Annotated in this window: 15 protein-coding genes; 7 read left to right on the forward strand and 8 right to left on the reverse strand. The window is 65.1% G+C overall.

Annotation, left to right across the window (positions count from 1 at the left end):
• Positions 1-15: 15 nt before the first annotated feature.
• The 5 genes from PDMSB3_RS10360 to tssM all read left to right on the forward strand — a co-directional run bounded on the left by PDMSB3_RS10360 (position 16) and on the right by tssM (position 8,028).
• A complete protein-coding gene (locus PDMSB3_RS10360) occupies positions 16-498 on the forward strand; it encodes an Hcp family type VI secretion system effector (RefSeq protein ID WP_011488490.1) in 483 nt (160 codons plus the stop codon).
• 104 nt (positions 499-602) lie between these two features.
• A complete protein-coding gene (gene tssJ, locus PDMSB3_RS10365; RefSeq protein WP_007181811.1) occupies positions 603-1,103 on the forward strand; it encodes a type VI secretion system lipoprotein TssJ in 501 nt (166 codons plus the stop codon).
• A gap of 12 nt (positions 1,104-1,115) precedes the next feature.
• Positions 1,116-2,462: a type VI secretion system baseplate subunit TssK gene (gene tssK, locus PDMSB3_RS10370; protein WP_165186054.1), complete on the forward strand. Its 1,347-nt coding sequence runs from the start codon at positions 1,116-1,118 to the stop codon at positions 2,460-2,462.
• A gap of 85 nt (positions 2,463-2,547) precedes the next feature.
• On the forward strand, positions 2,548-3,879 hold the full coding sequence (gene tssL / locus PDMSB3_RS10375) for a type VI secretion system protein TssL, long form (protein ID WP_165186056.1): 1,332 nt from the start codon (positions 2,548-2,550) through the stop codon (positions 3,877-3,879).
• Between the two features lie 102 nt (positions 3,880-3,981).
• On the forward strand, positions 3,982-8,028 hold the full coding sequence (gene tssM / locus PDMSB3_RS10380; RefSeq protein ID WP_007181808.1) for a type VI secretion system membrane subunit TssM: 4,047 nt from the start codon (positions 3,982-3,984) through the stop codon (positions 8,026-8,028).
• Positions 8,029-8,092: 64 nt separating this feature from the next.
• Here the strand turns inward: tssM and PDMSB3_RS10385 are convergent, their stop codons facing one another.
• From PDMSB3_RS10385 to PDMSB3_RS10395, 3 genes are all read right to left on the reverse strand, one after another.
• Positions 8,093-8,491 carry a copper resistance CopC family protein gene (locus tag PDMSB3_RS10385; RefSeq protein ID WP_007181807.1) on the reverse strand — a complete coding sequence of 133 codons (399 nt, stop codon included), beginning with the start codon at positions 8,489-8,491 and terminating at the stop codon, positions 8,093-8,095.
• A gap of 16 nt (positions 8,492-8,507) precedes the next feature.
• Entirely contained in the window at positions 8,508-9,404 is an 897-nt protein-coding gene (locus PDMSB3_RS10390; RefSeq protein WP_165186059.1) for a hypothetical protein, read from the reverse strand.
• 108 nt (positions 9,405-9,512) lie between these two features.
• Positions 9,513-9,974, reverse strand: a complete 462-nt coding sequence (locus PDMSB3_RS10395; protein ID WP_232064171.1) for a DUF2946 domain-containing protein — start codon at positions 9,972-9,974, stop codon at positions 9,513-9,515.
• Positions 9,975-10,270: 296 nt separating this feature from the next.
• On the opposite strand from PDMSB3_RS10395, the gene PDMSB3_RS10400 reads away from it, so the two are divergent.
• Positions 10,271-11,623 (forward strand): TAXI family TRAP transporter solute-binding subunit, encoded by a 1,353-nt coding sequence (locus PDMSB3_RS10400; protein ID WP_007181804.1) that lies wholly within the window; start codon positions 10,271-10,273, stop codon positions 11,621-11,623.
• 17 nt (positions 11,624-11,640) lie between these two features.
• On the opposite strand, the gene PDMSB3_RS10405 is transcribed toward PDMSB3_RS10400, so the two are convergent.
• Positions 11,641-12,462, reverse strand: a complete 822-nt coding sequence (locus PDMSB3_RS10405; protein WP_165186061.1) for a ProQ/FinO family protein — start codon at positions 12,460-12,462, stop codon at positions 11,641-11,643.
• Positions 12,463-12,618: 156 nt separating this feature from the next.
• Between PDMSB3_RS10405 and PDMSB3_RS10410 the strand changes: the two genes are divergently transcribed.
• Positions 12,619-13,530, forward strand: coding sequence for a LysR family transcriptional regulator (locus PDMSB3_RS10410; protein WP_007181802.1), 912 nt, complete (start codon positions 12,619-12,621; stop codon positions 13,528-13,530).
• Between the two features lie 28 nt (positions 13,531-13,558).
• Here PDMSB3_RS10410 and PDMSB3_RS10415 read toward each other — a convergent pair whose 3' ends face one another.
• The 4 genes from PDMSB3_RS10415 to PDMSB3_RS10430 form a co-directional block, all read right to left on the reverse strand.
• Positions 13,559-14,935 carry an MFS transporter gene (locus PDMSB3_RS10415; protein ID WP_007181801.1) on the reverse strand — a complete coding sequence of 459 codons (1,377 nt, stop codon included), beginning with the start codon at positions 14,933-14,935 and terminating at the stop codon, positions 13,559-13,561.
• 123 nt (positions 14,936-15,058) lie between these two features.
• Positions 15,059-15,877, reverse strand: a complete 819-nt coding sequence (locus PDMSB3_RS10420; protein WP_007181800.1) for an enoyl-CoA hydratase/isomerase family protein — start codon at positions 15,875-15,877, stop codon at positions 15,059-15,061.
• Positions 15,878-15,881: 4 nt separating this feature from the next.
• Positions 15,882-17,459, reverse strand: a complete 1,578-nt coding sequence (locus PDMSB3_RS10425) for an AMP-binding protein (RefSeq protein ID WP_165186064.1) — start codon at positions 17,457-17,459, stop codon at positions 15,882-15,884.
• Complete coding sequence (locus tag PDMSB3_RS10430; RefSeq protein WP_232064260.1) at positions 17,452-17,973, reverse strand: (2Fe-2S)-binding protein; 522 nt, start codon at positions 17,971-17,973, stop codon at positions 17,452-17,454. The genes PDMSB3_RS10425 and PDMSB3_RS10430 overlap by 8 nt, the downstream gene beginning before the upstream one ends.
• Between the last annotated feature and the right edge of the window lie 4 nt (positions 17,974-17,977).

Genomic DNA, 17,977 nt, shown 5'->3' on the forward strand with positions numbered 1-17,977 from the left:
CAAGGAGCTTTCTAGATGGCACAAGATATTTTTCTCAAGATCAACGGTATCGACGGAGAATCGCCGGATGCCGCGCACAAGAACGAGATCGAGGTGAAGAGCTGGGGTTGGCGCGTATCCCAGCAAGCGAACATGCATGCCGGCTCAGGCGGCGGCGCGGGAAAGGCCACCGTCGACGACCTCGAGTTCGAGCATCTCGTGGACCGGGCAAGCCCGAACCTGATGAAATACTGCCTGACGGGCAAGCACGTCGACCAGGCTGTGCTGGTGGTACGCAAAGCCGGCGGCAATCCGCTCGAATTTCTGAAGATCACCATGAGCGACGTGATCGTCACCCAGGTTCATCCGTCCGGCAGCAACGGCGACGACGGTATTCGCGAGCACGTTCGCCTTTCGTTTGCGAAGGTCAGGCAGGAATACGTCGTTCAGAACGCACAAGGCGGTAGCGGCGGCGCCGTGACGGCCGGGTACGACATCAAGGGCAACAAGGAGGCTTAAGCCGACTTGCCGCCCTTCGTCCAGGCAGGCGTCCCGGCCCGCCTGGACCTTTCCGGTTTGCTGCCCTGCTGCCGTTTCTATCGCGCCTCATTTTGCGTTGCCCAATGCGCCTGTTCACCCATGTTATTGCCCTCGCTTTGGCATCCGCGCTGACCGCGTGCGCCAGCAGCGATCCAAAGACAGCGAAGGAACCCATCAAGCTCGAACTGTCCGTTGTGGCGTCCACGGGCGTCAATCCGGACGACCAGAAACGTGCGGCGCCGATCGTCGTACGCGTTTATGAATTGAGAACCGACGGCGCATTCAATTCCGCCGACTTTTTTTCATTGCAGGACAAGGACAAGACCGCCCTCGCGGAGGATCTGGTGACGCGAGCGCAATTCCAGTTGCGGCCGGGCGAGAGCAAATCGATCCGCACGAGAGCCGATCCCGCGACGACCGTCGTCGGGATACTGGCAGCCTACCGGGATCTGCCCAACTCGGTATGGCGCGCGGCCTATCCGCTGCCGCCGGCGCCGGATGCCGCCTGGTATCGCCGCGCGCCCAAACTGAAACTGATCATCAATCTTGAAGCGAACGCAATCAGGATTACCGAGACTAAATAGTGGAATGAACGCATGAGCTGGCACAACAAGGTCGTCTGGAGCGAGGGGCTTTTTCTGCGCCCACAGCTTTTCCAGCAACAGGAGCGATATCTCGAACATTACGCGCATAGACGCGCGGCCACCCTCTCGCCGTTTTTCTTCGGCTTCAGTCATTACAGCCTCGATAGCGAGGCACTGGCGCTCGGCAAGGTGATCGTGAAGTCGGCCAGCGGCGTGTTCGCGGACGGCACGCCGTTCGATACGCCCGGCAGTACGCCACCGCCCGCGCCGCTCACCGTCCGCGCGGAACACCTCGACCAGTTGATCTATCTCGCCGTGCCCGTGCGCGTGCCGAACGGCGAAGAGACGACGTTCGACAACGCCGCCGACTCGCTTGCCCGCAACTTCGTGTTCGACGCCGAGTTGCGCGATACGAATTCGATCGGACAAGGTTCGAAGACCGTGCAGTTGTCGAATCTGCGACTGCGGCTCGTGCCCGAGAAGGAACTGACCGACGCATGGATCGGACTTGCGCTGACGCGCGTCAAGACGATTCACGCGGACAGCAGCATCGTTCTGGACGATACATTGATTCCGCCGGTGGCGGGCTTCGGCGCAAGCGAGCTGCTCACGAGCTGGCTCGCGAAGATTCACGAGCTCACACGCCTGCGTGCAAACTCGCTCGCCACCCGGCTGACCGGCGCCAACGGCAATGCCGGCACCACGGCGGAAGTCTCCGACTATCTGCTGTTGCAAACGCTCAACCGTTACGAGCCTTTGCTTCAGCATCTGCGCCGGGTGCCGACCACCTCGCCGGCCGATCTGTATGCGCTGCTGCTCAGCATGGCGGGAGAACTGTCGACCTATGTGCGCACCGACAGCCGGCGGCCGCTCGACTCCCATCCGGCCTACCAGCACACCACGCCGCATCTTTGTCTGAAGCCCCTGGTGGATGACACGCACATGCTGCTCAATGCGGTACTGGTGCGCAGCGCGCAGCGCATCGAACTGAAGGAGCTGGGGCATGGCATGCGCAACGCGGTGGTCGATCCCGTCGACGTGCGCGGCTTCACCGCAGTGGTGCTAGCGGTGCACGCCGCGATGCCGCCCGACCTGCTCCAGCAACAGTTTGCAGCCCAGGCGAAAGCCGGCCCTTCTGGGCGGCTCCCGGACCTCGTGCGCGGACATCTGCCGGGCATCGCGCTCCAGGCGCTGCCGGTGCCGCCACGACAGATTCCGTTCAACGCGGGCTTCGTCTATTACGAGCTCGCTCGAAACGGTCCGTTGTGGGACGAAGTGGCGCGGCACGGCGGACTCGCCCTGCACGTCGCCGGCGAATTTCCGTCGCTGAAACTCGAACTGTGGGGCGTGCGCGGCTAGCGCATGAGCCGGCAGCAGGCCGCGCGAACTGCGCGTGCCTCGAATCGGCAAGAGCAACGAAAATCCAGAGAATAAAGGTCAGCCAGTGAACTCAGAAGCAGCGAACCGTTCAGGCGAGCGTGACCCGTGGTCCGGCGACCAGGGCGGCATATCGGCTCCCGTCTCGCGTGCCGCGCCCGGTGGAGCGTCTACCCGAAGCGCGAAGGCGGCGGCGCCTGCCCCGTCTCCTGATCGGGAGATACCGCCGGGCGAATCGACTGCGGAGCGCCTTGCGGCCATCAGGGCCGCGCGCAACCCGCTGCTCGAAGCAGCTCGCCCTCTGTTGCGAGCGCTGGCGGATCTGCCCGTGCAGTTGAAACAGAACGAGACGGAACAGTTGCGAATCCTGCTGGAGCAGGAAGTGCGCATGTTCCAGAAACTTTGCGACCAGATCGGCATTCGCCGCGATCATATGCTCGGCGCACGCTATTGCCTGTGCACGGCACTCGACGAAGCCGCGATGCAAACGGTATGGGGCAAAGGCGGACAAACCGGCGTCGAATGGAATACCCAAGGACTGGCCACGCTTTTCCACGAAGATCGGCAAGGCGGCACCAAAGTCTATCTGCTGATTGGGCGGCTGATGAGCGATTCGCACGAACATCTCGACCTGCTCGAACTCATTTACCGGATTCTTAGCCTGGGCTTCGAAGGCCGCTACCGCTACGAGGCCGATGGGCGACGCAAACATGAAACCGTGCGTCAGCGGCTCTACAACGAGATCATGACGCGGCGCGGGAGTCTGGCCGTTGCGCTGTCACCGCACTGGCAATCGCAGGTGAAGGGCAAGCGCGTGTCGTTCTTCGACTTCCCGGTGTGGGTCACGCTTGCCGTTCTATCCGTCGTCCTGATCGGTCTGTTCGGCTATTTCAAATACGAGCTGCTGAACCGGAGCGCGGAGGTCCGCAAACAGATCGCCGACATCGGGCGCATGACGCCGCCTGCCACGCGCGCACTGCACCTCAAGGAACTGTTGAAGAACGAGATCGCCGCAGGCACGGTGAGCGTCGACGAAGACGCGCATCACAGCTCGGTGACGTTCCGCGGAGATTCGATGTTCCCGCCGGGAGCCGCGGCGGTGAAGACCTCGATGACGCCGTTGATCACGAAGATCGCAGGCGAAATTGCCAAGGTATCGGGCAAGGTATCGGTGTTGGGGTACACCGATAACGTGCCGATAAAAAGCCGTCAGTTCGCGTCGAACGCCGCGCTCTCCGAAGAGCGCGCCACGCAGATCATGCAGATGCTTCAGACAGCGGGCGTGCCGGCGGTCCGACTCGAAGCGGTGGGCAGGGGCGACGCCGATCCGGTCGGGGATAACACGACCGTGCAGGGCCGTGCGCAGAATCGCCGCGTCGAAATCACGGTCGCGCAATAGCCGCCAAGCAACAGCCGCCACACAATAACCATCAAGCAACGACCGCCACGCAACAACCGTCAAGCAATAGCGGATCAAAAAGGCCACTCGGGAAATTCAAGCATGAAGAAGTTGTCGTTTCTGGTATCGCGCCAGTTCCTCGCTCTCGCCGCGTTGCTGGTTGTCGCGCTGGTGATCTGGTTTGTCGGTCCGCTCGTGGCGTTCGGCGGTCTGAAGCCGCTCGCAACCGTCGGCATGCGTGTGCTGGTGATCGCGCTCATGCTGGGCGGCGTGCTGCTATGGCTGGCCGGTTGGTCCCCCAGTGTGTTCTTCGTGGCGCTACTGTGTCTGCTGATCTGGCAGGCCTCGCCGCTCCTTGCGTTCGGCCATGAACAACCGTTCATGCCCGCGTCGGCGCGTCTGATCGCGATTGCACTCGTACTGGCGATATTCGTCGTGTACTGGGCGTTCCGGCTCTGGCAGAAAATGCGCACCGACGCGCAATTCCTCAAAAGTCTGCTCGAATTCGGCGGCAAGAAGAAGGTCTCGCCCGCGGCGGAGCAACTGGATAACGTGCATGCGATCGTATCGGGCGCGCTGGCACGCCTGAAGGCAATGCGCACGGGAGCGCGTGGAATCGGGCGGCTGTTTCAGGGCAAACGCTACCTGTATGAACTGCCGTGGTACATCACGCTCGGCTCGCGGGGCTCCGGCAAAACAACCGCCCTGCTCAATGCAGGACTGCCGTTTCCCGTCGCGGCGCAGATGCAGCGCACCATCGGCGCTCTCGCCGGCACCGAGTCCGTCGACTGGTGGCTGACCAACGACGCGGTACTGATCGATACCGCGGGCCACTATACGCGGCATGGCACCTCGCAGCACGAGCGGCTATCGTCGGCGCTCGCTACTGCGACGACACAATCCGCCGACAAGGCGAAGCCTGCGTCGAAAAATGAAAACGCGAGCGACAAGGACAAAACGGTGGTGGCTCTCGCCGCGCAACCCGGCGCGGCGACAAGCTCCAGTACCATTCATCCCGACGCGGCCCGGTTGCGCGAGAAAACGGACGCGGATGAATGGTTCGGCTTTCTCGCGATGCTGCGCAAGCACCGGCCTCGCGCGCCGATCAACGGCACGATACTGACCCTCGAACTCGCCGTGCTGACCGGACTGGACGAGAACGCGCGCATGGCCGAAGCGGCCGCGTTGCGCGGACGTCTCGCGGAGCTGCGCGAAACGCTCGGCATCCGCTTTCCCGTCTATCTCGTCGTGACCAAAATGGACCGGCTGAGCGGCTTCAACGAATACTTCGCTTCATTGACGGCCGAGGGGCGGGCCCAGTCCTGGGGTTTTACGCTGCCCTACGGCAAGGAGACCATTGCGGCCCAAGGCGTGCGGACTCGCTGCGACGAGGAACTCAGCCTATTGACGACCCGTCTGGCCGACGGCGTCAACACGCGTTTGCAGGACGAATTCGATGCCACCCGACGCCGCCAGCTCGTCGCGCTATCCGAGGAGTTTGCTGCGCTGTCGCAACCGCTAGGCGAGTTGATCGAACGCGTGTTCCTCGACTCGCGTTACGACGACACGCAGCTTCACGCCACCCTGCGCGGCGTCTATTTCACGAGCGCGATTCAGGCAGGCGAGGCGCTGGTCGCCGAGCGGCGGACAATCGCCCAGCGGCTGTCGGCGTCGCCCGATCGGGCGGCGGGCACGCGTGCGTCCAGACCGGCCGGCAATCAGAGCTACTTCCTGCACGACCTGCTTACCAAAGTCGTGTTCGCCGAATCACAGCTCGTGCGGCCGAACCTGCGCTGGGAATTCCGTTTCCGTCTGCTGCGGTTCGTCGGCCATACTCTCGCCGTGCTCCTTTTCGCATGGCTGGCAATTGGCCTGCGGCTCAGCTTCGGCCACAACGGCGACTATCTTTCCCTGATCGATCGCAAAACGCAGGCGCTGAGCGCAAAGGTCGCGCAACTGTACAAGGAGCCGAAAGCCGAAGCGATCCCCGATACGCTCACCGAGGCGCGCTATCTGCCGACCTTCCCGGGGCTCGACCTGTCGGACCCGGATAGCGCGTACCGCTTCGGTCTTTACACGGCGCCTGACGTCGTCACTGAAAGCAGCCGCACGTACGACATGCTTGAGGACAATCTTCTGCTGCCGCAGATCGTCCGGCGTGTAGAGGACGTCGTCTCGCAGGCGGTGGCAAACAGGGATTCGAAGGCGGCCTACGACGCGCTGCGCGTCTACCTGATGCTTTACGACAAGGCCAAATTCAACGCCGAAGACGTGAAAACCTGGGTCCTCAACGACTGGGCGAACACGGATAGCGCGACGGCTTTCGGCGGCCGCGCCTCGATGATCGGGCACGTTCAGCAGCTCTTTTCAGGCAGTCGTGTGGTCCAGTCACCATTGATCCGCAACGATTCACTGGTGCAGCAGGCTCGCTCGTTTCTCGATGGCAGCAACGCCACGGAACGTCTGTACGAACGCGCGAGGACGGCGATGCAAAGAGAAGCGCCCGACGAATTCACGCTGATCCGCGCGGTCGGACCGCAAGCCGGACTCGTCTTCACGCGGGCGAGCGGCGCGCCGCTGTCGCGCGGCGTGCCGGGACTCTTCACCTTCGACGGATACCGGCAGCTGTTCGACAAGCGCCTGCCCGAGTTCGTCGAGGCCGCGCGGGACGACGACGCCTGGGTGATGGGCCGCTCCTATCTCGGCGAGGCTCAAAAAAAAACGGCTGAATTCGCCAGCACGGCGACCGGCGCCGACGACTCTTTGACCGACGCCATCCGCCGGCAATATCTGACGGAATACGCACGACAGTGGGACGCGTTTCTTGGCGATATCCGCACGGTCAGCGGAACCAGTCTGCAGTTCAACCTGCAGGTGCTGCGCAGCTTCGCGGCGCCGGATTCACCGCTGGCACGGCTCGCACGCGCGGCGGTGCGCGAGACCACGCTGACGCCGCCCGTCACGGCGGCGGACGGTTCCCTCTTGCAAAAGGCGGCGGACCAACTGAGCCAGAAAGCGGACAAGACACTCGGAATCCGGGCCTCGGAAATCGTCGAACGCGAGCTGGTCGATAGTCGCTTCGCCGCGCTGCGCGAGGTGGTCACGGGCAACGCGGATGCCCAGGCGGCCACCGCGCAAGCCGGCAAGACCGGTCTGGACGGCGTGACGAACCTGCTGAACGACTACTACACCGCGTTGACGGTTGCCGACAACGCGCTCGCCAACAACAGCATGCCGCCGGCGAGCGACGCGGCGGCCAGGCTCAAGATGACCGCCAATACGATGCCGCCTCCGTTTCGCGCCGTGCTGCTGGCGCTAGCCGGCGACGGCTCGCGCGAGGTGAATCAGGGTATCGGCCAATTGCTGTCACGACAGATGCAGGCGGTGGTGGGCGACACCTGCCGTCTCACGATCGAAGGCAACTATCCGTTCGCCGCCGACAGCAGGCGCGAGGTCCGGATCGACGACTTCACGCGCGTCTTCGCGCAGGGCGGCGTCATCGACGACTTCTTCACGAAGACGCTCTCGACATTCGTGGACACGTCGGCGAAACCCTGGCGCTACAGGACGCTGGCCGGCGCCACCGAGCCTGTCCAGGGTCCGGACCTCGAACCCTTCCAGCACGCCAAGGCGATTCGCGAGATCTTCTTTGCCGACCCGGACCAGAAGCAGTTGTCCTGGAAGGCGGAGATCCGGATTCCCGAGCTCGATCCGACGATCACCGGCCTGATGATCGATATCGACGGTCAGACGACGCTCTATCAGCATGGGCCGGTTACGTCGTTCCCGGTGACGTGGCCGGGCACACGCGGCGGGGTGCGCGCGGAGCTGACGGCCGAGCCGCGCATCCGGCCGGAGACTTCGACGCTTGCGGCGGACGGGCCGTGGGCGCTGCTGCGGCTGGTCCAGAAAGGACAGGTGGTCGAGACCACGATACCCGGGCGCACACGGGTCGCCTTCGACTTCGACGGTCGCAAGGCCGTGCTCGATATCGCGGGTGTGGGCAGCGTCGCCAATCCGCTAACGAGCGATGTGCTGAAAACGTTCAGATGCCCGAGTTCGATGCCGATGCTCACCCTCACCGACAGCGGGCCGCCGCCCGGCTTGCCGCAGGCGGCAGCGCCCGCGGCGCCGGGCGTGCGCGATTGAACTCGCGTGCTATGACCGGAAATGCGCGTCGCCCGATGAAGCCCGACGGACGGCGCAGTTCCGGTTACTTCACATTGAACGCGTAGTCGCCGTGGGTGCGGTGTCCGTCTGACGCGACGGCCACCCAATGCACCGTGTAGCGGCCCGCCGCGAGCGGCGGCAGCGGCACGGCGATCAGCGCCGGTTGATGCTCGTCGACCGCGGCTTTCTGCGCGTTGACCTGCTTGCCGCTCGCATCGGTCACTGTCAGCGAACTGAACGCCGCTTCGAGCGGCCCGTCGAAAATCACCCGCACCTGCGCGGGCGAGGCCACCGTCGCGCCCGCTCCCGGCTCCTGCTTCTGCGGGAATACATGCGCGAAGGCCATGCCCGCCATTGCGAGACCGGCGAGCGACGCCGCCAGTTTCGCTGCTGCGCGCAGGCCGCTGCGGCGACGGCTCCCGATCATGCTATTCATATTCATCATGACTCTCCTGCTTTTACTGGAATAGAGGTTTGCCGATCGTCGTCGGCGCGACATCGTCGAAGAAGATATGCGCCTGGACCAGAATGCCCACGTGCGAGCCGCTCGCACGATTGATCGGCACTTGCGCCTCCACGCCGAACTGCCCGTAGCGGTTGATCCAGATAAAGCCCGGATTGACCGTGCCGGTGGTCTGCCCCTGGATGCGCGACAACGGAATCTCGACCAGCGGAATCAGATTCGCGAACGGCTGCGGCAGACCGACATCGCGCACGTGCTGCTGCAGATACGGCAAGCTGTATTGCACCGTGAAACCGTAGTTGAATGCGTTCGGCTGTCCCGCGCCGGTGGTCAGCGCCGGTCCCGCTTCGCCCGTGATCGCGAGCGGACGCAGATACGCCAGCGAATCGGGCAGATCGCCCATGCCCTTGCCGGCGTAGATGGTCGGCGAGATCGTCGAGAAGTTGTCGGCGATCGCGCGGCTGCCCGTGCCGCCGAGTTCGGCATCCACGCCGATCGAGGTCATGAATTCGTGCGCGTCGTTGACGTACAGCAGGTACTTCAGGCCCACGCCGAAGTTGTCGAAGCCGCGCGCCCGCGGATTGTTCTGCATCGCATAGGTGCCGTCCACGGACACGGCGAGCCGCGGCGTGATCAGCTTGTCGTACTCGAAGTCGAAGGTGTTGATGCTCTGGTCGCCGTTGTCGCCCGGCACGCGTTGATGGCCGAACTCGAGGTTGGCTTCGTCGCCCACGCCGGGGTCGTCCACGGCCATCGTCGACGGAAAGATGCGATTGCCCGCAATCGCGTGGGCACTAACGGGTGAAGGCACGCACAACAGTGCGCCGGCGGCGGCCGCGACAAGCGACGCCGCGCGCAGCGGTGTCCCGCTGCGCGTTGTCTGGGTAAGCATGATCGATCCTGTTTCATGGGTCGTGACAAAGCTGGCGCGCACAGTCGCGAGGGACGTGCGTCGGCAGCCGCGATGCACTCGATGCATCGCGCGTGATGAGTCGTCGAATCAGGATGCGAACGGAGGGGCGCGGGGCTGCGCGAAGGTGAGCGGTTCGACGCGGCGCACGCTGTCGAAGCGGGTCGCGGCGGTGTGCTGCAAAGCACGGACGGTGACGACGAACAGTCCCTCGACGCTCGGCACGACGGGCATGTGGGCGAGCAGGCTGCAATAGCCGCAGGCATCGCCGTCGGACATGGCGGTGTGCTGGGTGTGATCGTTGCCCGGCTGATCGGGCGTAGAGGATGCGACCGATGACGCCTCCGGCGCGTCGTCCCGCATCGCGTCCATTGAAGGTATCGAGTCCATCGAACCCGTGGACGCCATCGACGGCATATCGCAATGCTCGCCCGACATGGCGCTTTCATCGCTGCGGGCGGCGAGCGTATGCGAGATCGTCGGAGCGAGCGTGGCCATCAGGATCGCGAACAATCCCAGCCAACTGCCGATCTTCCGATAGAAACGACTCACGATGCGCCCGGCGACACGATGGGAAGCTGTCGCGGATTATGCCACGGCTACCCGCGCATTCCGCCTGCCGAGGCACACGTTACGGCGGGCATTTCATCGAGCCGCCAGGCACGCGCCGCGCCACGCCACATCTTCGAACGTCGGATGTCGGCCGCCCGCTCTCCTGCCAGCCCCGTTTGCGTCACCGCACGGCGAAAACTTTGCCCGCCCCGGGGTCAATAGAGCAAACTGCCGACGGCAAACGCGCCACGGACAGTGGACAATGCGATCATCCCGGCTCCCGGCACGGAGTATCCATGAAAGCGCAGCGCCCGCGTCCCCCACACTTCAATGGCGAACAGCCGCATGCCGAGTGGCGCGATCACACGTTGCCTTATATCGTCGTGGCCGTGGTCATCGTGCTCGTGGTTACGCTGATCGTCTGGCTGATCGATCCGGCGCCGCCCAAAACGATCACCATGAGCGCCGGTCCGCACGACAGCTCATTTCTCGTCGCCGCGGAACAGTACCGGAAAATCCTTGCCCGCAACGGCATCACGCTGAACGTGCTGGAGTCCGACGGCTCCGTGCAGAACCTGCACCGTCTGCTGGATCCGAAGCAGCATGTCGATATCGCCTTCGTGCAGGGTGGCGTAGCCGACGGCCTCAACACTTCGTCGCTGATGTCGCTCGGCAGCGTCTTCTATATTCCGGTGGTGGTGTTCTATCGCGGCGCGGGCCTGAGCCAGCTTTCGCAACTGGAAGGCAAACGGATCGCGGTGGGCCGCGAAGGCAGCGGCACGCGACTGCTGGCGCTCAAACTGCTGGATGCCAACGGTATCGAGCCGGGCGGCAACACCGCACTGGTGCCGAGCGACGGCTTGCAGGCCGCCACCCAGCTCGTGGCGGGTGAAGTGGACGCGGCAATCCTGAGCGGCGACTCCGCAACCCGTGGCCTGATGCTGCGCCTGCTCAAGGTGCCGGGCGTTTCGGTCATGAACTTCGCCGAAGCGAGCGCCTATACGCGCCTCTTTCCCTATCTGGACGAAATCGACCTGCCGGTCGGCGTGCTGGATCTGAAGCGCACCATTCCGCCCGAAACGGTGCATCTGATCAGCCCGACGGTCGAACTGGTGGCCCGCAACACACTGCATCCGGCCATCTCCGACCTGCTGATCGAAGCGGCGCAGGAAGTGCACGGCATGCCGGGGTTATTGCAGCGCGCGGGGCAATTCCCGAGTCCGGTGGTGCGTGAATATCAGATCAGCGAGGACGCGCAGCGCTACTACAAGACGGGCAAGAGCTTTCTCTACCGCACGCTGCCGTTCTGGCTGGCGAGCATCGGCGACCGCACGCTGGTTCTGCTGCTGCCGGTGGCCGTGCTGCTGTTTCCGGCCATGCGCCTGATTCCGGCGCTGTACCGCTGGCGGGTGCGCTCACGCATCTATCGCTATTATGGTTCGCTGATTGCGATCGAACGCGGCGCGCTCGCCGATTCGACCGACGAGGAGCGCAAGCGGCTCTTCGCGGAACTGGATCAGATCGAGGATTCGTTGAACCGGCTGCGCATGCCGCTCGCTTACGCCGACGCGTTCTATGTGCTGCGCGAACACGTCGGGTTCGTGCGCAGCCGGCTAGGGGCTGCGTCGCGGCAAGGCAGCCACCCCTAGGGGGGTGGCGGTTTTTTTCAGGCTTCGCGGGTGGCTGGCGTGCTGACCGGCTCAGCGGCAACCTGGTGAGCCGGTTGCTGCGCGACTTCCTGCACGGTTTCGCGATCAGCCGGCGCATCCGTCGCACCGGCCTGCGGCTTGCCCGCTTCGACGGATTGCGAGACCGCAGCGGCCGCCGAGACACTCGCTGTCCCGGCCGGCGCTCCCGCTGCCTCCGCGGTGGCTTGCACGCCCACTTCCGTGGCTGCTCCGGCGGTCGCGCCTGCATCCGCGCTCCCCGCGCCGGCCGCCGCCTTCGGCGCGCCCTTGCCGGCCCGATGTGCCTGCAGACGCTGCGCGCCGGCGGCTTCCTGCGCCGTGACCTTGCCCGCCTCGGCGCCCGTCAGATCGACGCGCGCCGCGCCTTCGACGAGACTTTTCCAGTAGCGGCTGCCACGGCACCATGTCTTGATCGCGTCGCGCAATTCGGCTTCGCTCAACGACAGTTCCTTCGCATGCGCGACGAGATCTTCAAAAATACCGACCTTCAGCGGCAGCTTGGGCGCCGGATTCTTGGGAAAAGCAATGGGGAAGCGTTTCTGCAGCCGCCCGATCGATTTCACCACCGGGTCCACCGGCTTCGCCTCCACCGCCGGCCTGCCGCCGGATTCGGCAGCGGGCGCGGCACGGCGCGGCGGCGCGGGCTTGCGGGCAGGCCTCGCGCCCGGCTTGGACCCGTCCTTGGCAGCAGGCCTGGCGTCCTTCGAAGCAGGCTTGGCGCCGGACTTGGCGGCGGGCGCAGCCTCGCCGCGGGCCGCGGCCAATTGCTTCTTCAGTTCAGCGAGTTGTTCGAAACCCATAGCGCACAATCGATCGAGAAAGACGAGATTGTAGCAGCGTAAGGAGACACGCTCGCGACGATGCCGCAAGGCAGGCTGCGCCGGCCGGCGTGATGGCCCGGCGCGCTACGGTTAGACTCGGTGTTTTCCGCTCTCCACGGCCACTTCCGGCGTTTCATGGACCTTAGGCAAATTCAGTATTTCATCGCGCTTTTCGAAGACGGCTCCGTCACGCGGGCGGCGAAACGGCTCAATATCGTGCAACCCGCGCTCAGCATGCAGATTGCGAAGCTCGAAACCGAATTGCGCCAGCAACTCTTCGAGCGCGGGCCGCACGGCATGACGCCGACCGACGCGGCGCGCCAGATGTACCGTCTCTACACGCCGATCATGCGCGACATCGACCGGGCCCGCGACCAGTTGAGCCGCCAGGACGCGATCGTCACGGGGCGCGTGTCGCTCGGCATGGTGTCGTCGGAGGCGGAAAGCGTGCTGCCGGAGTCGCTCGCCAGGTTCAACGCGCTGTTCCCGCAGGTGGAGGTGTCAGTCGCCGACGGCTTCAGCGCGCAGCTGATCGACGCGGTCGAAGCGGGCCGGCTGGATGCGGCCGTCATCAACAAGCCGCGCGGGCGCCTCGCGCTCGACGTGGTGCCCCTGCTCGACGAGGAGATGGTGCTGGTGACGAGCGCCGCGCTCGGCCCCGACCTGCCGCCCGCCATCGATCTCGCGACGCTGACCGGCATCGAGCTGGTCCTGCCCACGCGCCGCAACGGCCTGCGCGGCGTGCTGGACGCGGCGCTGCTGGCCGCGGACGTGGTCATCAAGCCGAAGTTCGAAATCGACCTGCTGAACACCATCGTGCAGTTCGTCGAGCAGAGCGCCGTTGCGACGATCCTGCCGCGCGTGGTGGTGCAGCGCAAAGTGGACGAAAGCGTGCTGCGCGCGCGCACCATCGCCTCACCGCCGATCGTGCGGCACATTATCCTCGTGAGCCATCCCAAGCGGCCGATCGGGCCCGCGGCGCGCGCGCTGATCGACATCATCGGCGAAGAGATCCGGCGCGTGACGACGGGCACGCCCGCCGCGTGAAACGCGCGGCAAGCCGCCTGGCCGCGAGCTAGACCGCGTCGCGCATCGCGACCTGATCGAGCCTGCCGCGCGTTTCCGGCACGACGAACGCGCCGGTCAGGAAGATCACGCTGATCGCACCGACGAAGATGGCCAGCGTTACCGGCAATTCGCTCGCGTCTTTCGCCACCAGCGAGACGGCGGTCGGCATCATGCCGCCGATCGCAAAGCCGATGTTCCATGAAAGCCCCGTGCCGGTCGCGCGAATCGCGGTGGGAAACCGTTCGTTCAGGAAGATCAGGACCGGCGCGTAGCCCGCGCTGCCGAGCGCGCTGAGAATCACCGCATAGACGCCGATCATCGTGATGCTCTGCGCCGTGGGCAGCAGCAGGAAGAGCGCGGGCAACGCGAACAGGCGAATCACGCCGAGCCAGATAAAAGCGCTCCTGCGCCCAATGAAGGTGCTCAGATGCCCCGCCGCGACCGAGGCGATCACCACCGCCACGCTGCAGATCAGCAGGATCGCCGCCGCGGCGCCGTTCGGCGCGTGGCTCACCACCTTGAGGAAAGTCGGCAGATAGCCCGAGGTCAGGTAATAGCCGCTACCGCCGCCAATGGTGAGCAGCAGGTTGACCAGCAGGATCGAGCGATAGTCGCTGGAAAACAGCGTGCGCAGCGGCGAGCGCACCGCCTCGACCGGCGCGTCGAGCTTCTGCGCGGCGGCCTTGGCGGCCTTCTCGGCGGCGAGCTTTTTCCACAGCGGCGATTCCTCGAGACTGCTGAAAACGAACAGCCCGAGCACTGAGCTGATGATGCCGGTGAAGAACATGCAGCGCCAGCCCCACACCTCGAACGCCGCGCCGGGAAAGAGCGCCGACATCGCCAGATACGTGAGCGAGGCAATCAGCGCGCCGAGCCCCGCTCCGCCTCCGCCGATCAGGCCCGACACCGCGCCGCGATATTTCGGCGCGACCGATTCGGTGCCGATGGTATGCGTGGATGCCACCACCCCGCCGACAAACACGCCCTGCACCAGCCGCAGCACCAGAAACAGGATCGGCGCAACGAGGCCGACTTGCGTGACGGTCGGCAGTGCGCCGAACGCGGCCGTGGAAAGGCCCACGCCGACCACGGCGATGATCATCGCGCCCTTGCGGCCGTGGCGGTCCGCATAAGAGCCGAACCAGGCCGAGCCGAGCGGGCGCATCAGCAGGGTCACGGCAAACGACGCATACACCGCGGCGAGCGAGAGCATGGCGTGTTCCGACGGGAAGAACAGCCTCCCGACCACCGGCGCGACGAACAGCAATACGAACAGATCGAACAGATCCAGTGCCCAACCGAGGCACGAGGCCGCGACCGCACCCATCACCTGCCGCTGGTCTGCCGCGGGCAAGGCGGCGCCATTTTGCGCTGCTACGGACATTGTCATCTCCTTGACTATTGACGGGCCGTCTTTCGACCGTCCCCGTTTCGAGGCACGTTCTTTTCGCGTGCTCTTCTGGTGGTTATCTGGCGCCGGCAGCCGCCCGCGGGGGCGGCGCTCGCGCTAGCTGCCGCGGAACACCGGCTTGCGTTTGCCGTGAAAGGCCTCGACACCTTCGCGGAAATCGTCGGAAGTACGCAGACGGCTATAGCAGTGCCCTTCGAGTTCGATCGCGATCGACAACGGCGCGTCTTCGGTGTCGTTGAGGAGCTTTTTCGCGGTGCGCTGGGCGAGCGGCGAGAACGCGCGCAGTTCGTCCACCAGCGCATCGGTCGTCGCTTCGAGCGCGGAGTCGGCCACGCATTCGACCGCGATGCCCCACTCGTAAGCCTGCTTGCCCGGAATGCGGCGCGAGCGCATCACGATGTCCTTGGTGCGGCCGATGCCGACCATCTGCTGCAAACGCGCCGAGCCGCCCGAGCCCGGAATCTGGCCGAGTTTCTGTTCCGGCAGCGCGTAGAAGGTGGTGTCGGTGGCAATGCGGAAGTCGCACGCGAGCGACAGTTCGAAGCCCACACCGAAGCAGAAGCCGCGATTGGCGGCGATCACCGGCTTCGAGCAGCGCGCGGGCGCGGCGATATTCCAGGCGAGCTTCGACACATGTTCCGGCGACGCTTCGAGAAAGCCCTTGATGTCGCCGCCGCTCGAAAAATGCTCGCCCTGGGCGCGCACCACGATCACGCGCACGCGCGGGTCGTCGTCGAGTGCTTCGAAGGCGGCGCGCAACTGGTCGCGCGCATGCATCGAAATCACGTTCAGCGGCGGCCTGTGCAGGACGATGTCGGCCCGCTCGCGCGCGGCGTCGATCTCGATGGAAAAGCCGTCGGGTTCCTGCAGCAGGCTCTGGCCGTGATGGCGCAGGTCGGTCGTGAGTTCCGTCATAGAGTTACTCCTTGGTGGTTTCGGTGTGGTGTGCATGGGATTCGCCGCGCCGGTCGGGCTCGTATTCGCCCGCCGACAGCTTGCGGCGCAGAATCTTGCCGACCGGCGATTTCGGTATGTCGTCGACGAACACGTATTCGCGCGGACGCTTGAAGTTGACGAGGTCGGACGTGCGGCAATACGCGTCGAGCGTATCGGCGTCGACATATTCCCGGCGCTTGACGAAGGCGACCACGCGCTGGCCCCAGCGCTCGTCCTTCACGCCGGCCACCGCGACCTCGTCGACGGCGGGATGCAGCGACAGCACCGACTCGATATCGACCGGTGAAATGTTCTCGCCGCCGCTGATGATCATGTCGTCGACGCGGCCCGACACGTACAGGTCGCCTTGCGCGTCGAAGAAACCGGTATCGCCCGTGAAGTACCAGCCGTCGCGCAACGATTTCGCGTTCGCGTCGGGACGGTTCCAGTAGCCTTCGAAGGCCTCGTCGCCGAGCAGATCGGCAATGATCTGCCCTTCTTCTCCCACTTGCGCCAGATCCTCGGGCGTGTGGGCTTCGAGCCTGACGACGCGCAGGCGCGTGTTGATGCCCGCGCGCCCCGCGCTGCCCGGCTTCTTCGTGGCGTCCTGGTCGACGCTGAAGGTGTAGACCTCGGACGAACCGTAGTGATTGACGAACAGCTCCGGTTTGAACGCTGCCGAGAGGCGCTTGAGCAGACCGTCGTTCATCGGCGCGCCGGCAAAGCCGAGCTTTTTTACCGTCGAGGTATCCGTCGACGCGAAAGCCGCGTCGGCGAGCAGATCGTGGTACAGCGTCGGCACCAGATAGAGGCAGGTGAGCTTGTGCTGCGCGATCGCATCGAGTGCGAAGCGCGCATTCCAGCGGCGCACGCAGACGAACAGGCCGTCCACCAGCGCCATCGAGAGCAGCGAGCGCACGCCCATCGTGTGATAGAGCGGCATCACGCCGAGCGTGCGTTCGCCGTGGCCGTACAGATTCTGCGCGACGTGTGCGAGCGCGGCGGCGCGTTCGTGACGGTGCCGGCGCGGCACGCCTTTGGCCTTGCCGGTGGTGCCGGAGGTGTAGAGAATCAGCGAGTAGTCGTCGGCATTCGCGCAGGTGCGCCCGGCGTTCGGCGCGTCGGACTCGCGCTGCGTCATGAGCGTGTCGAAGTTTGCGGTGCGGCCTTGCGCGTCGTCGAGACCGATCCGCGGCAGACGCTGCGCCGCGACACTTTGCGCGACGGCTTCAGCGCAAACCGGCTCGTATACGATGGCCTTCACGCCCGCGTCGGTCACGCAGTATTCGAGCTCCTCCGGTTTCGCGCGCCAGTTCAACGGCACGATCACCACGCCGGCGAACTGGCAGGCCCAATGCAAGGTCGCCATTTCCCAGCGGTTTTGCAGCACCACCAGCAAGCGGTCGCCCTGCGCGAGACCCAGACCGCGCAGACCTTCGGCGACCTTCACGATCAGCCGGTGCCACTGCGCGTAAGTCAGCGCCAGTTCGCCGTCCACCAGCGCCAGCGCATTGGGGCTGCGTTCCACGCTTTGCAGAAAGGTTCGGCCGAGGTCAAGCATGAGCGGCCTCCACGGTCTCGCCGGACACGTTGCCTTGTCCGCGCCGCGCCGCCACGTCGAGCACCGCGGCGACGATCGGCGTATAGCCCGTACAGCGGCACAGATGGCCGGAGAGCATGTCGCGCACCTGCGCTTCGCTCGGATCGGGCACGCGCCGCAGATAGTCCGCGCACGACATCAGGATGCCGGCCGTGCAGAAGCCGCACTGCAACGCATGATGACGCTGGAACGCCTGCTGCAGATCGCCCAGTTGCATGTCGGGCGCGAGTCCCTCCACGGTATCGATGCGGCGTCCCTGCGCCTGCACCGCGAGCATCAGGCACGAGCGCCCCGCTACACCCTCAACGTGCACCGTGCACGCGCCGCACACGCCGTGCTCGCAGCCGACGTGGGTGCCGGTCGCGCCCAGTTCGTGACGGATGAAATCCGACAGCAGTTCGCGCGGCTCGCAATAGCCGCTGCATTCACGGCCATTGAGCGTCAGCGTGACGCGCTGCTGCTCGCCTTGCCGCATGACA

The sequence above is a fragment of the Paraburkholderia dioscoreae genome (genome assembly GCF_902459535.1).
Classification (GTDB): domain Bacteria; phylum Pseudomonadota; class Gammaproteobacteria; order Burkholderiales; family Burkholderiaceae; genus Paraburkholderia; species Paraburkholderia dioscoreae.

Excerpts from the sequence above, each read along its gene's own strand:
- PDMSB3_RS10360 (WP_011488490.1), top strand. The coding sequence starts at position 16 with ATGGCACAAGATATTTTTCTCAAGATCAACGGTATCGACGGAGAATCG.
- tssJ (WP_007181811.1), top strand. The coding sequence starts at position 603 with ATGCGCCTGTTCACCCATGTTATTGCCCTCGCTTTGGCATCCGCGCTG.
- tssK (WP_165186054.1), top strand. The coding sequence starts at position 1,116 with ATGAGCTGGCACAACAAGGTCGTCTGGAGCGAGGGGCTTTTTCTGCGC.
- tssM (WP_007181808.1), top strand. The coding sequence starts at position 3,982 with ATGAAGAAGTTGTCGTTTCTGGTATCGCGCCAGTTCCTCGCTCTCGCC.
- PDMSB3_RS10385 (WP_007181807.1), bottom strand. The coding sequence starts at position 8,491 with ATGAATATGAATAGCATGATCGGGAGCCGTCGCCGCAGCGGCCTGCGC.
- PDMSB3_RS10390 (WP_165186059.1), bottom strand. The coding sequence starts at position 9,404 with ATGCTTACCCAGACAACGCGCAGCGGGACACCGCTGCGCGCGGCGTCG.
- PDMSB3_RS10400 (WP_007181804.1), top strand. The coding sequence starts at position 10,271 with ATGAAAGCGCAGCGCCCGCGTCCCCCACACTTCAATGGCGAACAGCCG.
- PDMSB3_RS10405 (WP_165186061.1), bottom strand. The coding sequence starts at position 12,462 with ATGGGTTTCGAACAACTCGCTGAACTGAAGAAGCAATTGGCCGCGGCC.
- PDMSB3_RS10410 (WP_007181802.1), top strand. The coding sequence starts at position 12,619 with ATGGACCTTAGGCAAATTCAGTATTTCATCGCGCTTTTCGAAGACGGC.
- PDMSB3_RS10415 (WP_007181801.1), bottom strand. The coding sequence starts at position 14,935 with ATGTCCGTAGCAGCGCAAAATGGCGCCGCCTTGCCCGCGGCAGACCAG.
- PDMSB3_RS10420 (WP_007181800.1), bottom strand. The coding sequence starts at position 15,877 with ATGACGGAACTCACGACCGACCTGCGCCATCACGGCCAGAGCCTGCTG.
- PDMSB3_RS10425 (WP_165186064.1), bottom strand. The coding sequence starts at position 17,459 with ATGCTTGACCTCGGCCGAACCTTTCTGCAAAGCGTGGAACGCAGCCCC.
- PDMSB3_RS10430 (WP_232064260.1), bottom strand. The coding sequence starts at position 17,973 with ATGCGGCAAGGCGAGCAGCAGCGCGTCACGCTGACGCTCAATGGCCGT.